Here is a 16,773-nt window from a genome sequence, read left to right on the forward strand (position 1 = left end):
AGGTTGAACAGATTATCCATGTCCAAAGATGGAACTGAGCAATGCTTAAACAATTATTAGAACAAGCAACTTCAAATAACGCTAAAGCAAGACTGTATGCATTTGAAAATACAGTTGAGTTAACAAATCTGATTCCACCTACTGTTAGCTACGAAAGCGGCGGTAATACTCTTGTTATTGGTCCAACTGCGATCATTGAAAGTGCTGCGGCTCAATTACCTCAATTGACGAGCTTAACCTTATTGTCGACAGACGGCGAAAAGGGCAAAAACCCAGAACTGTACTTCGCGAATTCGGTTCAAGTATCCGGTTTCCTTGGTACGTTTGAAGTTATGATTGAGAGTAAAGGCACATCAAGCAACTTAGCGAAAATCGCGATTAATCACGATTGTTTCGATGTTGTTCTAGACCTATGTCTGAATAGCTGCATGACAGAAGAAGTGCCTGTACCGGGTTATTACCCAGTGGGTCGAGGCTATCCAAAACTGGCCGAAGCACTGGAAGAGATTCCAACGCTAATGGGTACATTTGATAAGCCTAAGTTCTTCCGTTTAGACACTGACCTTTGTGCGCACAGTTCTCGTGGCGTAAAAGGGTGTGAACGTTGTGTTGATGCTTGTCCTGCTGGCGCGCTATCAAGTGAAGGCTCAGACAAAACAGGTCACAAGATCGAGATTAACCCTTATCTATGTCAAGGCGTCGGAACTTGTGCAACAAGCTGTCCTACAGAAGCGATTACCTATGCGCTTCCAAACCCTGACGATACTCAAAAGTTCATTGAACGTACGCTAGCTAACTATGAACATGCGGGCGGTCTGGATCCAATCGTACTTATCTGTAGCTCTCGTCATGAGACTTACAATGTAATGGCGCTAAAAGCACTACCAGATAACGTTATTCCAATCGTTGTTGAAGAACTGCCTTCTATTGGTATTGATACTTGGTTTGCAGCGCTTGTGAATGGTGCGACTCAGGTTCTGTTTGCTGCTTCTCGTTTTATGCCAGAGACGATCATTCGAGTTCTGAATAACGAAGTAGGGATTGCTCAAGAGCTACTAGACCAAATCGGTGTTCCAAAAGAAACCATCGATATCCTGTATTTAGAATCTCTCCGTGAAGGGCCTCCAGCACTGTGCGTTGATTCTTTCGACCTTGCACTTGGCGATCTTCAAGGCAACAAACGTCAACGTCTATTCACTGCACTCGATGCGATGTCTTCATCTCGAATTCCTGTAGAGAATATCGTTGAACTTCCTTCGAATGCACCATACGGCACGGTTTCGTGTGAAAGCAAAGATTGTACGTTATGCATGAGTTGTGTTGCGGTTTGTCCTACACGTGCTCTTCATACCGACGGTGCTTCTCCATCACTTAAGTTTGTAGAACAAGACTGTATTCAATGCGGTCTGTGTGAAAAGGCATGTCCTGAGAATGTTCTTACTCTGACACCTCGTATGAATTGGGTGAAAGAAGAACGTCAACAAGCAGTTGTGATTCATGAAGAGAAAGCGGCGGAATGTTTACGCTGCCATAAGCCATTCGCTCCACAGTCTATGATTGACATGTTACAGAACAAGTTACGCGGTCACTCTCATTTTTCAGATGAAACTGCGATTAATCGTATTGCGATGTGTGAAGACTGTCGTGTAGTGGACATGTTCGACTCAATGGCTCAAGACCCATTGAATCAATTGAAATACTAGGAGTTGGCATTGGATACTAATTTGGATCAGGCACAAGAGCCTGAGCTCGCAAAAGAATTAAAGCAAGAACAGACACTAAGAACTGAAATCTATTTGGTTCTTTCTGCATTGTTCCGTAGCGCACCTTCTGAAGAGGTCATTGATTTCCTAAAGACGTTAGACATTGAAGCGTCTGAGAGTGCAATGCAAAAAGCTTGGATTGCCATTCAACAAGCGGCAACGGAATCAAATCGCGAAGCGTTAGAAGACGAATATCAAGATCTGTTCATTGGCATTGGCCGTGGAGAGATAGTTCCATTTGGTTCTTGGCATAGAACTGGCGCCATGATGGAAAAACCATTAGCAGAGATTCGTCATGATTTAGAGCTTTTAGGCATTGAACGTGATGATCAAGTGAAAGAGCCAGAAGATCATATTGCTGCATTGTGTGAAGTAATGGCAATGCTAACTGGTGAAGAAGAAGCGCTTCAACAAGCCGTTTTCAATAAGCATCTTGGCCCTTGGTTTAACTCTTTTACGCGTCAGCTTGAAAGTGCAGAAAGTGCGAACTTCTACAAATCGGCAGCTCAGCTGTGTGAAGCATTCCTAACGTTAGAGCAAGTGCGTTTTAGCGTTAATACAAAAAGCAGTAAACATAAATTAAAAATTGATGTGAAAAACGTCACTGATTACGAGTAATCGAGCAGTACGCGATTATATCGATAGAGGGGCATTAAGCCTCCAAAAAGATCTACCGCAAGGTAAGGAAGCAATGATGAAAGATAATAAAGAAATAAACACAAGCCGTAGGGACTTACTCAAAGGCTTAACAACTGCAGCCGTAGCGGGTGCAGTTGTCGCTGGAACAACGAAGGTGGCAACTGCTTCAGAAACGGTTGAAATGCCGAAAGAAGACATGAAGAAGACGGGCTATCGTGAAACGCAACACATTCGCGATTACTACGACACGCTTTAGGAGATAACGGATGAAACTTGTCAAACGCTCCGATAGTGTGAGCAAAGAAACCAATCAACTGGGTGTGTCTCGACGTGCCTTCATGAAAAACACCTCTCTAGCGGCTGGTGGTGCGGTAGTAGGCGCTGGTCTATTCGCTCCGGGTATGATGAAAAAGGCGGAAGCTAAGTCAGTCGACCCTGAAGCGAAAACAGAAGTGAAACGCACTATCTGTTCTCACTGTTCTGTGGGTTGTGGCATTTACGCTGAAGTTCAAAACGGTGTTTGGACGGGTCAAGAGCCTGCATTCGATCACCCATTCAACGCTGGTGGACATTGTGCGAAAGGCGCAGCTCTGCGTGAGCACGGCCACGGTGAGCGTCGCCTTAAGTACCCAATGAAATTGGAAGGCGGTAAGTGGAAGAAGCTTTCTTGGGAACAAGCGATTGAAGAGATCGGTAATAAAGCGCTAGAACTTCGTAAAGAGTCTGGTCCTGATTCCGTTTACTTCTTGGGTAGTGCAAAACACAGTAACGAGCAAGCTTACGCATTCCGTAAGATGGCGTCGCTTTGGGGCACCAACAACGTTGACCACCAAGCGCGTATTTGTCACTCAACCACAGTAGCCGGTGTTGCAAACACTTGGGGTTACGGCGCGATGACAAACTCGTTCAATGACATGCACAACTGTAAGTCGATGCTGTTCATTGGTTCGAACCCTGCAGAAGCTCACCCGGTTGCGATGCAACACATCCTAATCGCGAAAGAGAAGAACAACTGTAAGATCGTTGTTGCGGATCCTCGTCGTACGCGTACTGCTGCGAAATCTGATCACTATGTTTCTCTACGCCCGGGTTCAGATGTTGCGTTTATCTGGGGTCTGTTATGGCATGTCTTTGCTAACAAATGGGAAGACCAAGAGTTCATCCGCCAACGTGTATTCGGCATGGACGAGATCCGTGAAGAAGTTGCGAAGTGGAACCCAGCAGAAGTTGAGCGTGTAACAGGCGTTAGCGAAGAAGACGTTTACCACACTGCAAAACTGCTTTCAGAGAACCGTCCGGGTTGTATCGTTTGGTGTATGGGTGGTACTCAACATACTACGGGTAACAACAACACACGCGCTTACTGTGTACTTGAGCTTGCGCTAGGTAACATAGGTAAATCAGGTGGCGGTGCAAACATTTTCCGTGGTCACGATAACGTACAAGGCGCAACTGACCTTGGCGTACTATCAGACACGCTACCGGGTTACTACGGCTTGTCTGAAGGTTCTTGGCGCCATTGGTCTAAAGTTTGGGATATCGACTTTGACTGGGTCAAAGGACGTTTTGACGACAACGCATACGGTGGTCAAAAGCCAATGAACAGTGCAGGTATTCCTGTCTCTCGTTGGGTTGATGGCGTGCTTGAAGACAAAGACAAGATTCGCCAACGCGAAAACATCCGCGCCATGTTCTACTGGGGTCACGCGGTGAACTCTCAGACTCGTGGTCCAGAGATGAAGAAGGCGATGCAGAAGCTGGATATGATGGTTATCGTTGACCCATACCCAACAGTAGCAGCAGTAATGAACGATCGCACCGATGGCGTTTACTTGCTTCCAGCAACCACTCAATTTGAAACCTACGGCAGTGTAACGGCGTCAAACCGTTCTCTACAGTGGCGTGACAAGGTTGTTGATCCTCTGTTCGAATCTAAGCCTGACCACGAAATCATGTACCTTCTTTCTAAGAAGCTTGGTTTCTCTGATCAACTGTTCAAAAACATCCGTGTTGAGAACAACCAACCATTGATTGAAGACATCACTCGTGAATTCAACAAAGGTATGTGGACGATCGGCTATACAGGTCAAAGCCCAGAGCGTTTGAAAGAACACCAACAAAACTGGCACACGTTCCACAAAACAACGCTTGCTGCAGAAGGCGGCCCAGCGAATGGCGAGACTTACGGTCTGCCTTGGCCATGCTGGGGCAACCCAGAGATGAAACACCCAGGTACGCATATCCTTTACGATACGTCTAAACCTGTTGCTGAGGGCGGCGGTAACTTCCGTACTCGTTTCGGTGTCGAATTTGAAGGTCAAAGCCTATTGGCTGAAGACAGCTACTCAAAAGGCAGCGAAATCAAAGATGGTTACCCAGAGTTCAGTGACAAACTGCTGAAACAACTGGGTTGGTGGGACGACCTAACAGCAGAAGAAAAAGCCGCTGCTGAAGGTAAAAACTGGAAAACTGACGTTTCTGGTGGCATCCAACGTGTTGCCATTAAGCATGGTTGTATTCCGTTTGGTAATGCGAAAGCGCGTGCGATTGTTTGGACATTCCCAGACCGCGTACCACTGCACCGTGAGCCACTTTACACGCCACGTCGCGACTTAGTTGCTGATTACCCAACTTGGGATGACAAAGAAGCGATTTTCCGTGTTCCTACGCTTTACAAGTCGATTCAAGACCAAGACAAGTCTGGTGAATACCCGATTATTCTTACTTCTGGTCGTCTGGTTGAGTACGAAGGAGGTGGTGAAGAAACCCGTTCAAACCCATGGCTAGCCGAACTTCAACAAGAGATGTTCGTTGAAGTGAACCCGAAAGATGCGAACGACATCGGTTTCAAAGATGGTGATGATGTTTGGGTTGAAGGTGCTGAGAAAGGTCGAATTAAGGTGAAAGCGATGGTTACTCGTCGTGTGAAACCTGGCCTAGCATTCCTACCATTCCACTTCGGTGGCAAGTTCCAAGGCGAAGATTTGCGTTCTAAGTATCCAGAAGGCACTGATCCTTACGTTATTGGTGAAGCTGCAAACACAGCAACCACATACGGTTACGACCCTGTCACGTTGATGCAGGAAACGAAAGTAACCCTTTGTAATATTCGTAAAGCGTAAGGAGTCTTAAAATGGCTAGAATGAAATTTCTTTGTGACACCAAACGTTGTATCGAATGTAACGGTTGTGTCACTGCATGTAAGAACGAAAATGATGATGCTCTGGAATGGGGTATTCAACGTCGCCGCGTTGTAACACTGAACGACGGTGAACCGGGTGAAAACTCTATCTCAGTAGCGTGTATGCACTGTACTGATGCACCTTGTATGGCAGTTTGCCCAGCAGACTGTTTTGAACATACAGAAGACGGCATCGTACTTCACAATAAAGATCTATGTATCGGTTGTGGTTACTGCTTGTTTGCTTGTCCGTTTGGCGCACCTCAATTTCCTAAACAGGAAGCCTTTGGTGAGCGCGGTAAAATGGACAAATGTACCTTCTGTGCTGGCGGTCCAGAAACAGAGCCAGGTTCTGTGGAAGAGCGTCAGAAGTACGGTGCGAACCGTATTGCTGAAGGCAAGCTACCAATGTGTGCTTCTTTATGTTCAACCAAAGCACTGCTAGCGGGTGATGCAGAGAAAGTCTCTGATGTATTCCGTCAGCGTGTTGTTGAGCGTGGTGCGAAGGGGGCAGGCTGGACAGACGGCAATGACCTTTCTTACGATGCGATGAAGAGCTAGTTAGGAGAGACATATGCTTACAATGTTTAAGCGTCTCTTCCTTGTTGTGCTGCCAATGTTGGCAGCACTAACAATGCTGTCTCCTATGAGCCATGCATCAGAGACTAACGCTTCACAAACTCAATCGAGTAGTGCAGAAAGAGAAATCACACAACTTGCTGGCGCCGATTTTTGGCGACAAGTAAGAAACGGTGAAGAAGGTTACACCACATCTCAATCTGCTGAGCACGGTGTGTTGATCAGTACTCCAGGTCAAACGTGGTACATATTGAAGGAGAAGTGGATGTCACCAGCCGGTGCTGTCGCTATCTTTGGCAGTATTGCTTTCGTTACCTTAATGTACGTTGTGATTGGCCCACTAATGCTGAGTGCGCCAAGAACGGGTCGTAAGATCAAACGTTGGTCGCGACTTGACCGCGCACTGCACTGGAGTATGGCGTTTACCTTCTTAACACTGGCTTTCAGTGGTTTGATGTTGGTTTACGGTAAACACTTCTTGAAACCTTATATCCCAACCGATTTATGGGGCTTCATCGTTCTATTGGCGAAGCAATACCACAACTACATCGGCCCGATTTTCTATGTGCTGTTGATGGCTGTTCTTATCAAGTGGTGGCGCAAGTCGATCTTCAAAATGGTCGATATCCAGTGGTTTATAAAACTGGGTGGTATGGTCGGGAAACATAAAGGTTCTCATCCATCTGCAGAGTTTTCTAACGCGGGTGAGAAAGCGCTATTCTGGCTATTGATTGTTATGGGTAGTGTCGCTGCGATCAGTGGCTTGGTGTTAGATTTCCCAATCTTTGGCCAAACACGACGTGATATGGAGCTTTCGAACTTAGTTCACATGCTTGCTGCTCTGATCCTTATCTGCGGCTTTGTGTTCCACATCTACATCGGCTTGTTCGGTATGGAAGGTGCACTTGAGGGTATGGTAACAGGCGAAGTTGATGAAACTTGGGCTAAAGAACACCATGACCTTTGGTACAAAGAAGTGATGGAACAAGAGAAAAATGGCGCTGAGCAAAGCGCAAATGTAGCAACAGAGAAAACGGAAGGGGTGAATAAGAATGAACAAACCTCATAAAGGTATTTGGGTCGCTTACATCCTAAGCTGCTTTACACCATTTACTTGTCTTCTCTCTGGTGTGGTCGCGATTATCTACGCAGGCTATCGTTTAGATAAAGGGGAAGACGGCGAAGTCGTGGATACGCATTATTACGGCTTAATTCGCTCTTTCTTCTTGAACCTGACGTTCTTTGTTGTGCTTATCGTAACGGTAGCGACCTCTAATGGCGTGTTGATCGGTGTGAACGATTACTGGTATCAAAACCATATAATCGATGATATCGCTTACTACATTCCCTATGTCGGTATGTTGTTTGGTGGTGTGGCGATTGTGGTGTGGTTTATTCGTATGTATCAAGGCATGCAGCGCTTAAGTCAAAACCTACCGCAAAACCCGACAACAGGACCAAACCTGTAGTGAGTATCAGACGAACTAGATAACAACTTATCTAGAACGATTTACTCAAAGCAACCATCGTATAGAAAGCCCAGTGATTCGAGTCACTGGGCTTTTTTTATCCACCTAAAACAAGTGTCTAGTCAACTTAGAAGAAGATTTTTAGCTAATTCTTCAAAATATTTGGGGTAGCTCTAAAACAGAACCAAACCTGATATTGACCGCGCCAATATGGTGCAACTCCCTTAATTGGTGCAATTAATTTTAAACATCCCTCCATATCAAATATCCAAAAAAGTGCAGTGGTAATTTTAACCCTTTTAAATCATAAGCTTAGAATAAAAACTTGTTGCACGGAAATTACGTGAGCGTGTTGGAACGCATCTTGCGTTCACTGTTGAGTCTTTAATTAATTACGACATCAATTCGCACGGTTCTAGTGCAATTGAGACAAAGCTAAGGGAGAGAGCTTTAATGAGTCAAACGGTTACCCAAGTTCATAGCGCAGTAGAGAGCTTGACGCAGAGTTCAGACACTCTATTTTTATTATTAGGCGCCATCATGGTCTTCTTAATGCACGCAGGCTTTGCATTTTTGGAAGTCGGTACAGTAAGAAAGAAAAACCAAGTCAATGCGCTGGTTAAGATCCTTTCGGATTTCGGCGTTTCTGCCATTGCCTATTTCTTTATCGGTTACTGGGTGGCTTACGGTGCGCATTTCTTTGCAGATGCAGAAACCTTATCGCAAGGTAATGGTTACGAGCTGGTGAAGTTTTTCTTCTTGATGACGTTTGCAGCGGCGATTCCAGCGATCGTTTCTGGTGGTATCGCTGAGCGTGCACGTTTCTATCCAATACTCATCGCAACACTTTTCACCGTTGGGTTTGTTTATCCATTCTTTGAAGGCATCATTTGGAATGGTAATTTTGGTTTCCAAGATTGGCTTGAAGCACAATTCGGTTATGGCTTCCATGACTTCGCAGGCTCTGTAGTTGTTCACGGCGTTGGCGGTTGGATTGCTTTGGTCGCGGTTTACTTCTTAGGTATGCGTAAAGGTCGTATTCGTGCAGGTAAACACACTAACTTCGCACCATCTAACATCCCATTCTTAGCACTGGGTTCTTGGATCCTATGTGTGGGTTGGTTTGGCTTCAACGTGATGTCAGCTCAAGCTATCAATGGCATCAGCGGCCTAGTAGCCATGAACTCACTTATGGCGATGGTCGGCGGCATTCTAGCGGCTTTAGTCGCAGGTAAAAATGACCCAGGCTTCATCCACAATGGTCCTTTGGCTGGTCTCGTAGCGATTTGTGCAGGTTCAGACTTAATGCACCCACTTGGCGCTCTCGTTACGGGTGGTGTAGCGGGCGCATTGTTCGTTTACCTGTTTACTTACATGCAGAACAAAACACAGATTGATGATGTGCTGGGTGTATGGCCATTGCACGGCGTGTGTGGCGCTTGGGGGGCATTGCAGCTGGCATCTTCGGCCAACAAGCACTCTGGGGACTAGGTGGCGTGAGCTTTGGTGCGCAAATCATGGGAACACTTGCAGGTATTATCGTCGCTCTAGTCGGTGCATTGGTTGTATACGGTGTTCTAAGTAAAGTGACAGGCCTACGTTTAAGTGAAGAAGACGAGTTCAACGGTGCGGATCTTTCAATCCATAAGATCTCTTCGATTAACGAAGACTAACGTCATCAATCTTGATGAGTGTTAAGCCCATGCTAGACACAAATTAAATTATAACTAAGCGGCTTCGGCCGCTTTTTTGCGTTTATGGGAAATAGAAAGCAATACGAGTCAGTCAGAAAGGAGATTGAGAAAGAACGAAGGAGAACAAGCGAGTTATGTCACAAATAATCAATGAATTCAGTTGGCTAAGACTATGGTCTAATCCCTAAAACTATTGTTGGAATTTGAACAGTGCTAAGCTGTTACAAAGTGACATATTGAAAAGGACGTTATATGCATTTCCCATATCGAAATATCGTAATTCTTACTGGCGCCGGCATCTCTGCGGAATCAGGAATACAAACATTCCGAGCACAAGACGGATTATGGGAAAACCATAAAATCGAAGACGTTGCGACACCTGAAGGGTTCGAGAAAGATCCGGATTTGGTACAAGCGTTCTATAACAAGCGTCGTCACGGCCTGCAAAGCGAAAGCATCCAACCAAATTCGGCCCATAAGGCGCTAGGTGAGCTCGAAGAGAAGCTAGATGGCAAAGTAACGATCATCACTCAAAACATCGACAACCTGCACGAGAGAGGCGGTAGCAACAATATTATTCACATGCATGGTGAACTTCTTAAGGCACGTTGCAGCGAATCAAACCAAGTTCTAGAGCACAAAGACGATATCCATACCGGTGAATTGTGCCATTGTTGCCAGATTCCCGCGCAAATGCGTCCACATATTGTTTGGTTTGGTGAAATGCCATTGAGAATGGGCGACATTTATTCAGCGTTAGAAGAAGCGGATTTGTTTATCTCGATCGGCACATCAGGTGTGGTTTATCCAGCCGCAGGTTTTGTGCATGACGCGAGAATGCATGGTGCGCATACCATCGAGATAAATCTCGAACCTAGTGCGGTTGAAAGTGAGTTTAAAGAGAAACGCTACGGTAAAGCCAGTATTGAAGTGCCGAAATTAGTGGGTGAGCTGTTGTGTTCAGAGAAGGGCTCTTTAACCGCTTAACTAATCTTTATCCACTATATATGGCAAATGTACATTGACCTAAAGAGAATTAGAGTCGTATGTATGTTTGCCTTTTTTGTCTCTATTTTTTACCTGTCTTACGGCCAAATCAGCCACTAAATAATGGAGTAATTAAGCTCGTTGATCTGTTCGCTGCGCTTTTTTCATTTCGTACATCGCTTTATCTGACTCATCAAGCGCCTGTTTAAAGTTCTCTCGACTCGTTACTTCAATACCGTAAGAGAAGCCGATGTTCTCTCCATGTAATAGGTTCGTCACTTGGGTTACAAACTCGCCACCACGGCCAAGTTGTGCAGTCGCGACAAACTCATCACCGCCAACACGAAACACCATTTCATCTTCTAAGGCGGCTTGGTTGAGCGCTTGAGAGAAGCGAACGATCATTAGATCGCCAACTTTATGGCCTTTACGGTCATTGACTCGCTTTAACCCATCCAAATCGAAATATATGAGTTCGAATTCTTTCAGCGTGATTGCGTCAAACTTCTTACGATTATACAAGCCTGTCAGCTCATCTTGCTTGCTTTGATCTTTCAATTTGGTTGTAAGTTCAGTTATACCGTAAGCAATAAGTAGGAAGGCTATTTGCAACAATCCATCTTCAAGAAAGGTGTCGAGTAACTCGTTTCGGTCGGCCCATTCATCGAGGTGTTTGAGCTCTGTGAACACATCATAAAGCAAGTTAAAAATAAGTAGTAAAGCACCATAGCGAAGGGCTTTATGAGGGCGAATAGCATGACGAGCAACGTAGTAGATGTACATTATAATCACGAGCGTGTTCGTTTCAAAAAACAGATCGTAATTGGAATCTATGTGAATAAAAGAACTCAGCCCAAGCATCAAGAATGACGCGAGAAGCATCAGTGTCACAACCAATAAAATAGGGTTTGTTGGCATATTAAATCGCACTCTATATTGTTTGATGCAATCCTATATAAAGTGTAGATAAAAATAAAGCGGCTTACGCCGCTTTATTAACCTATCAGTAACAATCTAGTTGTTTACTTTAAGTTTTTGGAAGTACTCGTCATAAATAACGCTCGCTTCGCCAACTTCATCTTGCCAAACGCCGTTATCCATCACTGATTGCGGTGGGAAAACGTTCTTATCTTCAGCAAATTCTTTAGGAAGAAGAGGGTAAGCCGTTTTAACTGGCGTCGGGTAACCGATCTCTAGAGCAATCTTAGCGGCGTTTTCAGGGCGAAGAAGGAAGTCGATCATCTTATGTGCCGCTTCAGTGTTCTTAGCGCCTGCTGGAATCGCTAAGCTGTCCATCCAGAAGATAGCGCCTTTCTCTGGCCAGATGATGTCAATCGTTGCGCCTTCTTGACGTGCCATGTAAGCAGAGCCATTCCAAAGCATACCAAGAGACACTTCACCCGCTAGGTAAGGGTTCGCAGGGAAGTCTGAGTTAAATACCAATACGTTTGGCATTAGCTTACGAAGTTCTTCGTACGCTTCTTTGATTTCTTCAGGGTTCGTTGTGTTTGGAGAGTAACCCAGTTTAGACAGTGCGATATGGAAAACCTCACGAGAGTCATCCATCATCATCAGTTGACCTTCCCATTGTGTATCCCACAGATCGCCCCAGTTTTTAATTGAAGACTTGTCTAGCATATCTGAGTTGATACCAATACCCGTTGCGCCCCAGATGTATGGGATCGAGTAGTTGTTGTTTGGGTCAAATGGCTTATCTAAGTAATTTAGGTCCAAATCTGCAAAGTGGCTTAGCTTAGTTTTATCAAGCTCTTGAAGCATGCCTTCTTTACGCATCTTAGAAACGAAGTAAGTAGAAGGAACCACTAAGTCGTAACCCGTACCTTGAGTTTTTAACTTAGCGTACATGCTTTCGTTAGACTCATAAGTTGAGTAATAGACTTTAATGCCAGTCTCTTCTGTGAAGTCTTCTAGTACTTCATTTGGAATATATTCAGACCAGTTGTAAAAATACAGTTCTTGGTCAGCTGCGAAAGAGGGTGTAGAAAGTAAAGTAGCAGCACACAATGCGCCGGTATACAGTGTTTTTTTCATTACTGTTCCGTTCATTTGTTTGATTTGGAGCTGGGTATTGAACCCAAAGTAAATGGATTTCTAAAAATCGCGCTAAATTATAGCAGTGATATAACAAAATAGGCAGCCTAAGCTGCCTATTCGTTGATATTCTTATTTTTAACTTGTTGATTACCTAACTAGGCTTGTTAAGTAAACCAGTTACTTATTAGCCTCTGTTGACCAGAGCAATTAGATAACGAACTCGTTTACTGACCGGCTTTAAGCTTCATGAAGTAATCTTCGTACTTCACTGTCTTATCGCCAACCGCAGCTTGCCATTCCACACGGTCAAGGTCTTCTTGTGATGGGAACAAAGCAGGGCTGTCTTTGAACTTCTCGTTAGACGCTTTAACTGCCGTTAGGTAGCCTGTGTCACGAGATATTTGCTCTGCGATTTCTGGGCGAAGTAGGAAGTCGATCATCTTATGAGCCGCTTCTACATTTACTGCGCCAGAACTGATAGCGAAGTTATCAACCCAACCGATGCCGCCTTCTTTAGGGAAAACCAGTTTAATCGGCAGACCTTCATTTTGCGCTGCAGCAGCAGAACCGTTCCAAAGCATACCAAGACCCACTTCACCAGACATGTATGGCGCGCCAGGGTTATCTGAGTTAAACACAAGAACGTTTGGCATCAGCTTACGCAGTTCAGCGTAGGCTTCGTCGATTTCTTGCTCGTTAGTCGTGTTACCTGAGTAACCTAACTTACGCAGTGCGATGTGGAACACTTCACGCGTGTCGTCCATCATCATCAGTTGACCTTCAAGCTCTGGCTTCCATAGATCAGCCCAGCTTTGGAAATCTTCTGGATCGTACATGTCTGTGTTAACAGCTAGGCCAGTGATCGCCACTACGTGTGGAATAGAGTAGTCATTGTTCGGATCATATGGCTTATCTAAGTAGTTTGTATCTAGATTCGCAAAATTGTTCAGCTTGGTTTTGTCGATCTTTTGAAGCATGCCTTCGTCGCGCATTTTAGACACGAAGTAGGTTGAAGGAACCACAAGGTCGTAACCTTTATTGTGCGTTTTCAATTTTGCGTACAAAGTTTCATTCGACTCGTAAGTCGAGTAAATCACTTTGATGCCAGTCTCATCCGTGAACTGTTCTAAGATCTCACTGTTGATGTAAGGTCCCCAGTTCATGAATACCAATTCTTTGTTATCTTTTGCAAACGATGGTGCAGATAACATTGAAAGCGCACATGCACTACCAGCTAATAGAGTAGCCCATTTTTTCATTGACGTTAGCTCCAAACTAAACGTTGCCCGAAGGCACTAGATAGAAAAACAGAATGGCAATTTACCATTCTGTTTATGAATAACACTTTTGTTAAACTTGAATCTTATCAAGTCCGTCTCAGTAAAGAGTAGGAGACTTACTTGATTTTTTCTCTCGCTAATAACTGAGAAATAATCACCAGTATTAACGACACCACTAACATTACTGTTGCTAGAGCGTTGACCTCTGGAGATATACCGACTTTAACCATCGAGTAAATCTTCAGTGGCAAGATTTCATAGGTTGGGCCCGTTACGAAAGAGCTAATGATCACATCGTCCAAAGACAGAGTGAAGCTCAATAACCAACCCGCAGCCACCGCTGGCTTAGCAAGAGGCAGGATGATCTGTTTTAGAATCGTCCATTCACTTGCACCTAAATCTTTTGCGGCTTCTAACATCTTCACATCAAAGCCATTCAAGCGACTGTAGACCGTGACAACAACGAACGGCAGACAGAAAGTAATGTGCGCTGCAAGTAGGGTAAAGAACCCAAGTTGCACACCCATTACCAAGAATAGCGCAAGAAGCGAAATCGCCATTACGATATCTGGTGACATCATCACGATGAACAACATGCCATTGACGATGCCTTTACCTTTAAATTGGTAACGGAATAGGGCTACTGCTGTCAGGCTGCCAACAATCGTTGCGGCAGTTGCTGAGAACACCGCGACGTTGATCGAGTGCCACGCAGCCTGCATTAGGCTATCGTTGTTAATCAGCGCGTCATACCACTTGGTGGTAAAGCCACCCCATTTCATACCAAACTTATTGGCATTAAAAGAGTTGGCAATTAATACGATAATAGGTAGGTATAGAAAAGCGTATACCAGCGCCATAAAGCTGAACTTAACTGTGCGACCCATTAGTCTAGCTCCACTTTCTTATTCAATAACTTGCCTGCACGGTAGTAGGCATAAAGCATCACGGCCATAGCGGTAGTCAGTGCAATACTGGTTGCGGCGCCAAACGGCCAATCACGGGCATTAAGCACTTGGCTCTTAATGACGTTACCGATCAACAGGTTCTTAGCACCGCCCAACAAGTCTGAAATGTAGAACATTCCAAGCGCAGGGAGCAATACAAGTAAACAACCACCGATAATACCTGGCATCGTTAGGGGTAGAACAACCTTCAATAGCGTTTGAAGTTTGTTTGCACCTAAGTCTTTAGCCGCTTCTAAATAAGTATCGTCTAGCTTTTCGATAGCTGAGTACAACGGCAAAATCATGAACGGGAGTAGGATATACACTAAACCGATCATTACTGCCGTTTCTGAATACATGATACGAAGTGGCTTATCAATAATGTCTAACGCCAACAAACCTTTGTTCAACACACCTTGAGTACCCAGAACCACTTTTAATCCGTAAGTACGAATTAAAGAATTTGTCCAGAATGGCACAATCACTAAAAACAACATGATTGGACGCCATTTCGCAGGCATTTTTGCCACGATGTAGGCAAATGGGTAACCAATAATTAAACAAAGTAGGGTTGCGACTATCGCCATATAGAAAGAGTGCATCAGCACTTTAAAATACAGCGGATCAGCCAAACGCAGGTAGTTGTCGAGAGTGAAGGTCATCTCGATCAAGTTCGCTTCGTCACGAGTTAGAAAGCTAGTGCCGATGATCATGATGTTTGGAATCATCACGAACAGCACTAACCAACCTGTGATTAAAGCAACAATCGCGTTTTGTAAATTAAACTTCTTGCTCATCTTCTAACACCACTTCCCAGCTCTCAACCCAAGTTACTGCAACTTTTTGGCCCAGTGAGTGATCAACATCAGGGTCATCTTCGTTGAAGAATTCGCTAACCATGACACGCATACCTGATTCAAGTTCTACGACTGAATCTAATGTCATGCCTTTGTAGGTTCGCTCGACAATGTGGCCGACAATACCGCTTTGGTCCGACTCTTTAATTTCTTCGATACGAAGATCTTCAGGGCGAAGTAGTACTTGCAGTTTTTGGCCCGGTGCTACGTCTTTACCATGATAGATAATTGACTCTTCACCTTCGATTGTCGCAACAATGCGCTTTTCATCTTGACGAGATTTCGCTGTCGCTTCGAATACGTTAATTTCACCAATGAAACGAGCAACAAATAAGTTCTTAGGCTCTTCGTAGATTTCTCTTGGTGTTCCGTCTTGTTCAATCACGCCATCACGCATAACAATAATACGATCAGACATGGACAATGCTTCTTCTTGGTCATGCGTTACAAAAATGAACGTGATACCAAGTTGACGTTGCAGTTGTTTAAGCTCAATTTGCATCTGTTTACGTAGTTTGTAATCTAGAGCAGACAGAGACTCATCCAACAAAAGAACTTTAGGCTTATTAACGACAGCACGAGCGATTGCGATACGTTGCTGTTGGCCACCGGATAGCTGGTGTGGCTTTCGTTGTGCCATTTGTTCTAGGCGCACCATTTTTAAAGCATCCATGACACGAGGTTCAATCTCGGTGTTTGGCACTTTTTGCATGCGTAAACCAAATGCCACATTGTCGAAAACGGTCATATGTGGGAATAGGGCATAGCTTTGGAATACAGTGTTAACATGCCTTTGTTCAGCAGGAACTTGGGTTACATTCTGTTGAGCTAATAGTATTTCACCACTATCTGCCGTTTCAAACCCTGCAATCATTCTTAGTACCGTGGTTTTACCGCAACCGGACGGGCCTAATATCGTGAGAAACTCACCATGATTTACGTTTAGATCAAGATTGCCGATGACTTCCTTACCATCGAAACTTTTACTAATGCCAGTTAACTGTACGACTGGCTTTCCTACTGATTTTTTAGCGTTCAACGTCTGTTTTTCTCCACCTTGGTTCTATTTGAGACCTGTTGCTATACACCTTTAAGGCGCGCATCATAATCACCAAAAACGTGAATTCAAAGCATTTTTTACCATTCATAGATAAAAAAATTCGCAGGTAAAAGTAAACATCCTTTACCATACTGTTATTTATTGGGTTCTCACCCTAACAAGTGTCTAATTATTAACCATTAAGACGCAAAAGCAAGCCTTGTTACAGATTCATATTTTAGTTTGCAGCCGACATATGGGTATAATGAAGGCAATTTTTTAT

14 protein-coding genes and 1 pseudogene are annotated in these 16,773 nt (G+C 44.4%); 9 read left to right on the forward strand and 6 right to left on the reverse strand.

Going from position 1 to position 16,773, the window contains the following annotated elements; translation table 11 throughout:
• The first annotated feature begins 41 nt into the window (after positions 1 to 41).
• From DUN60_RS06700 to cobB, 9 genes and pseudogenes are all read left to right on the forward strand, one after another.
• Positions 42 to 1,703, forward strand: a complete 1,662-nt coding sequence (locus tag DUN60_RS06700; protein ID WP_114633559.1) for a 4Fe-4S binding protein — start codon at positions 42 to 44, stop codon at positions 1,701 to 1,703.
• A gap of 9 nt (positions 1,704 to 1,712) precedes the next feature.
• Complete coding sequence (locus DUN60_RS06705; RefSeq protein WP_004733730.1) at positions 1,713 to 2,381, forward strand: TorD/DmsD family molecular chaperone; 669 nt, start codon at positions 1,713 to 1,715, stop codon at positions 2,379 to 2,381.
• Positions 2,382 to 2,457: 76 nt separating this feature from the next.
• Positions 2,458 to 2,658, forward strand: coding sequence for a twin-arginine translocation signal domain-containing protein (locus tag DUN60_RS06710; RefSeq protein ID WP_004733728.1), 201 nt, complete (start codon positions 2,458 to 2,460; stop codon positions 2,656 to 2,658).
• A gap of 10 nt (positions 2,659 to 2,668) precedes the next feature.
• Positions 2,669 to 5,524 carry a formate dehydrogenase subunit alpha gene (locus DUN60_RS06715; RefSeq protein WP_114633560.1) on the forward strand — a complete coding sequence of 952 codons (2,856 nt, stop codon included), beginning with the start codon at positions 2,669 to 2,671 and terminating at the stop codon, positions 5,522 to 5,524.
• 11 nt (positions 5,525 to 5,535) lie between these two features.
• Entirely contained in the window at positions 5,536 to 6,144 is a 609-nt protein-coding gene (gene fdh3B, locus DUN60_RS06720; RefSeq protein ID WP_004733723.1) for a formate dehydrogenase FDH3 subunit beta, read from the forward strand.
• Positions 6,145 to 6,157: 13 nt separating this feature from the next.
• Positions 6,158 to 7,231: a formate dehydrogenase subunit gamma gene (locus DUN60_RS06725; protein ID WP_114633561.1), complete on the forward strand. Its 1,074-nt coding sequence runs from the start codon at positions 6,158 to 6,160 to the stop codon at positions 7,229 to 7,231.
• The gene (locus tag DUN60_RS06730) at positions 7,215 to 7,631 is read left to right on the forward strand and encodes a hypothetical protein (RefSeq protein WP_017059624.1); all 417 of its coding nucleotides are present in this window, start codon (positions 7,215 to 7,217) and stop codon (positions 7,629 to 7,631) included. Before DUN60_RS06725 ends, DUN60_RS06730 begins: the two co-directional genes overlap by 17 nt.
• Before the next feature lie 453 nt (positions 7,632 to 8,084).
• Positions 8,085 to 9,304: pseudogene (locus tag DUN60_RS06735) on the forward strand (ammonium transporter).
• A 273-nt stretch (positions 9,305 to 9,577) separates the two neighbouring features.
• Positions 9,578 to 10,312 carry a Sir2 family NAD+-dependent deacetylase gene (gene cobB, locus DUN60_RS06740; protein ID WP_114633562.1) on the forward strand — a complete coding sequence of 245 codons (735 nt, stop codon included), beginning with the start codon at positions 9,578 to 9,580 and terminating at the stop codon, positions 10,310 to 10,312.
• A 132-nt stretch (positions 10,313 to 10,444) separates the two neighbouring features.
• On the opposite strand, the gene DUN60_RS06745 is transcribed toward cobB, so the two are convergent.
• The 6 genes from DUN60_RS06745 to potA all read right to left on the reverse strand — a co-directional run bounded on the left by DUN60_RS06745 (position 10,445) and on the right by potA (position 16,490).
• Positions 10,445 to 11,230, reverse strand: a complete 786-nt coding sequence (locus DUN60_RS06745) for a GGDEF domain-containing protein (RefSeq protein ID WP_422641387.1) — start codon at positions 11,228 to 11,230, stop codon at positions 10,445 to 10,447.
• Positions 11,231 to 11,326: 96 nt separating this feature from the next.
• Positions 11,327 to 12,364 (reverse strand): extracellular solute-binding protein, encoded by a 1,038-nt coding sequence (locus DUN60_RS06750; RefSeq protein ID WP_114633564.1) that lies wholly within the window; start codon positions 12,362 to 12,364, stop codon positions 11,327 to 11,329.
• A 227-nt stretch (positions 12,365 to 12,591) separates the two neighbouring features.
• Positions 12,592 to 13,626: an extracellular solute-binding protein gene (locus DUN60_RS06755; protein WP_017107107.1), complete on the reverse strand. Its 1,035-nt coding sequence runs from the start codon at positions 13,624 to 13,626 to the stop codon at positions 12,592 to 12,594.
• Between the two features lie 137 nt (positions 13,627 to 13,763).
• A complete protein-coding gene (gene potC, locus DUN60_RS06760; protein WP_004733706.1) occupies positions 13,764 to 14,534 on the reverse strand; it encodes a spermidine/putrescine ABC transporter permease PotC in 771 nt (256 codons plus the stop codon).
• Positions 14,534 to 15,391 (reverse strand): spermidine/putrescine ABC transporter permease PotB, encoded by an 858-nt coding sequence (potB, locus tag DUN60_RS06765; protein ID WP_017107109.1) that lies wholly within the window; start codon positions 15,389 to 15,391, stop codon positions 14,534 to 14,536. The genes potC and potB overlap by 1 nt, the downstream gene beginning before the upstream one ends.
• Positions 15,375 to 16,490 carry a spermidine/putrescine ABC transporter ATP-binding protein PotA gene (potA, locus tag DUN60_RS06770; protein ID WP_114633565.1) on the reverse strand — a complete coding sequence of 372 codons (1,116 nt, stop codon included), beginning with the start codon at positions 16,488 to 16,490 and terminating at the stop codon, positions 15,375 to 15,377. Before potA ends, potB begins: the two co-directional genes overlap by 17 nt.
• Positions 16,491 to 16,773: the final 283 nt, after the last annotated feature.

It is taken from the genome of Vibrio splendidus (assembly GCF_003345295.1).
Classification (GTDB): Bacteria; Pseudomonadota; Gammaproteobacteria; order Enterobacterales; family Vibrionaceae; genus Vibrio; species Vibrio splendidus_K.

Coding starts and splice junctions, on each gene's coding strand:
- DUN60_RS06745 (WP_422641387.1), bottom strand. CDS start 11,230: ATGCCAACAAACCCTATTTTATTGGTTGTGACACTGATGCTTCTCGCG.
- DUN60_RS06700 (WP_114633559.1), top strand. CDS start 42: ATGCTTAAACAATTATTAGAACAAGCAACTTCAAATAACGCTAAAGCA.
- cobB (WP_114633562.1), top strand. CDS start 9,578: ATGCATTTCCCATATCGAAATATCGTAATTCTTACTGGCGCCGGCATC.
- fdh3B (WP_004733723.1), top strand. CDS start 5,536: ATGGCTAGAATGAAATTTCTTTGTGACACCAAACGTTGTATCGAATGT.
- DUN60_RS06730 (WP_017059624.1), top strand. CDS start 7,215: ATGAACAAACCTCATAAAGGTATTTGGGTCGCTTACATCCTAAGCTGC.
- DUN60_RS06715 (WP_114633560.1), top strand. CDS start 2,669: ATGAAACTTGTCAAACGCTCCGATAGTGTGAGCAAAGAAACCAATCAA.
- potB (WP_017107109.1), bottom strand. CDS start 15,391: ATGAGCAAGAAGTTTAATTTACAAAACGCGATTGTTGCTTTAATCACA.
- potC (WP_004733706.1), bottom strand. CDS start 14,534: ATGGGTCGCACAGTTAAGTTCAGCTTTATGGCGCTGGTATACGCTTTT.
- DUN60_RS06710 (WP_004733728.1), top strand. CDS start 2,458: ATGAAAGATAATAAAGAAATAAACACAAGCCGTAGGGACTTACTCAAA.
- DUN60_RS06725 (WP_114633561.1), top strand. CDS start 6,158: ATGCTTACAATGTTTAAGCGTCTCTTCCTTGTTGTGCTGCCAATGTTG.
- DUN60_RS06750 (WP_114633564.1), bottom strand. CDS start 12,364: ATGAAAAAAACACTGTATACCGGCGCATTGTGTGCTGCTACTTTACTT.
- DUN60_RS06755 (WP_017107107.1), bottom strand. CDS start 13,626: ATGAAAAAATGGGCTACTCTATTAGCTGGTAGTGCATGTGCGCTTTCA.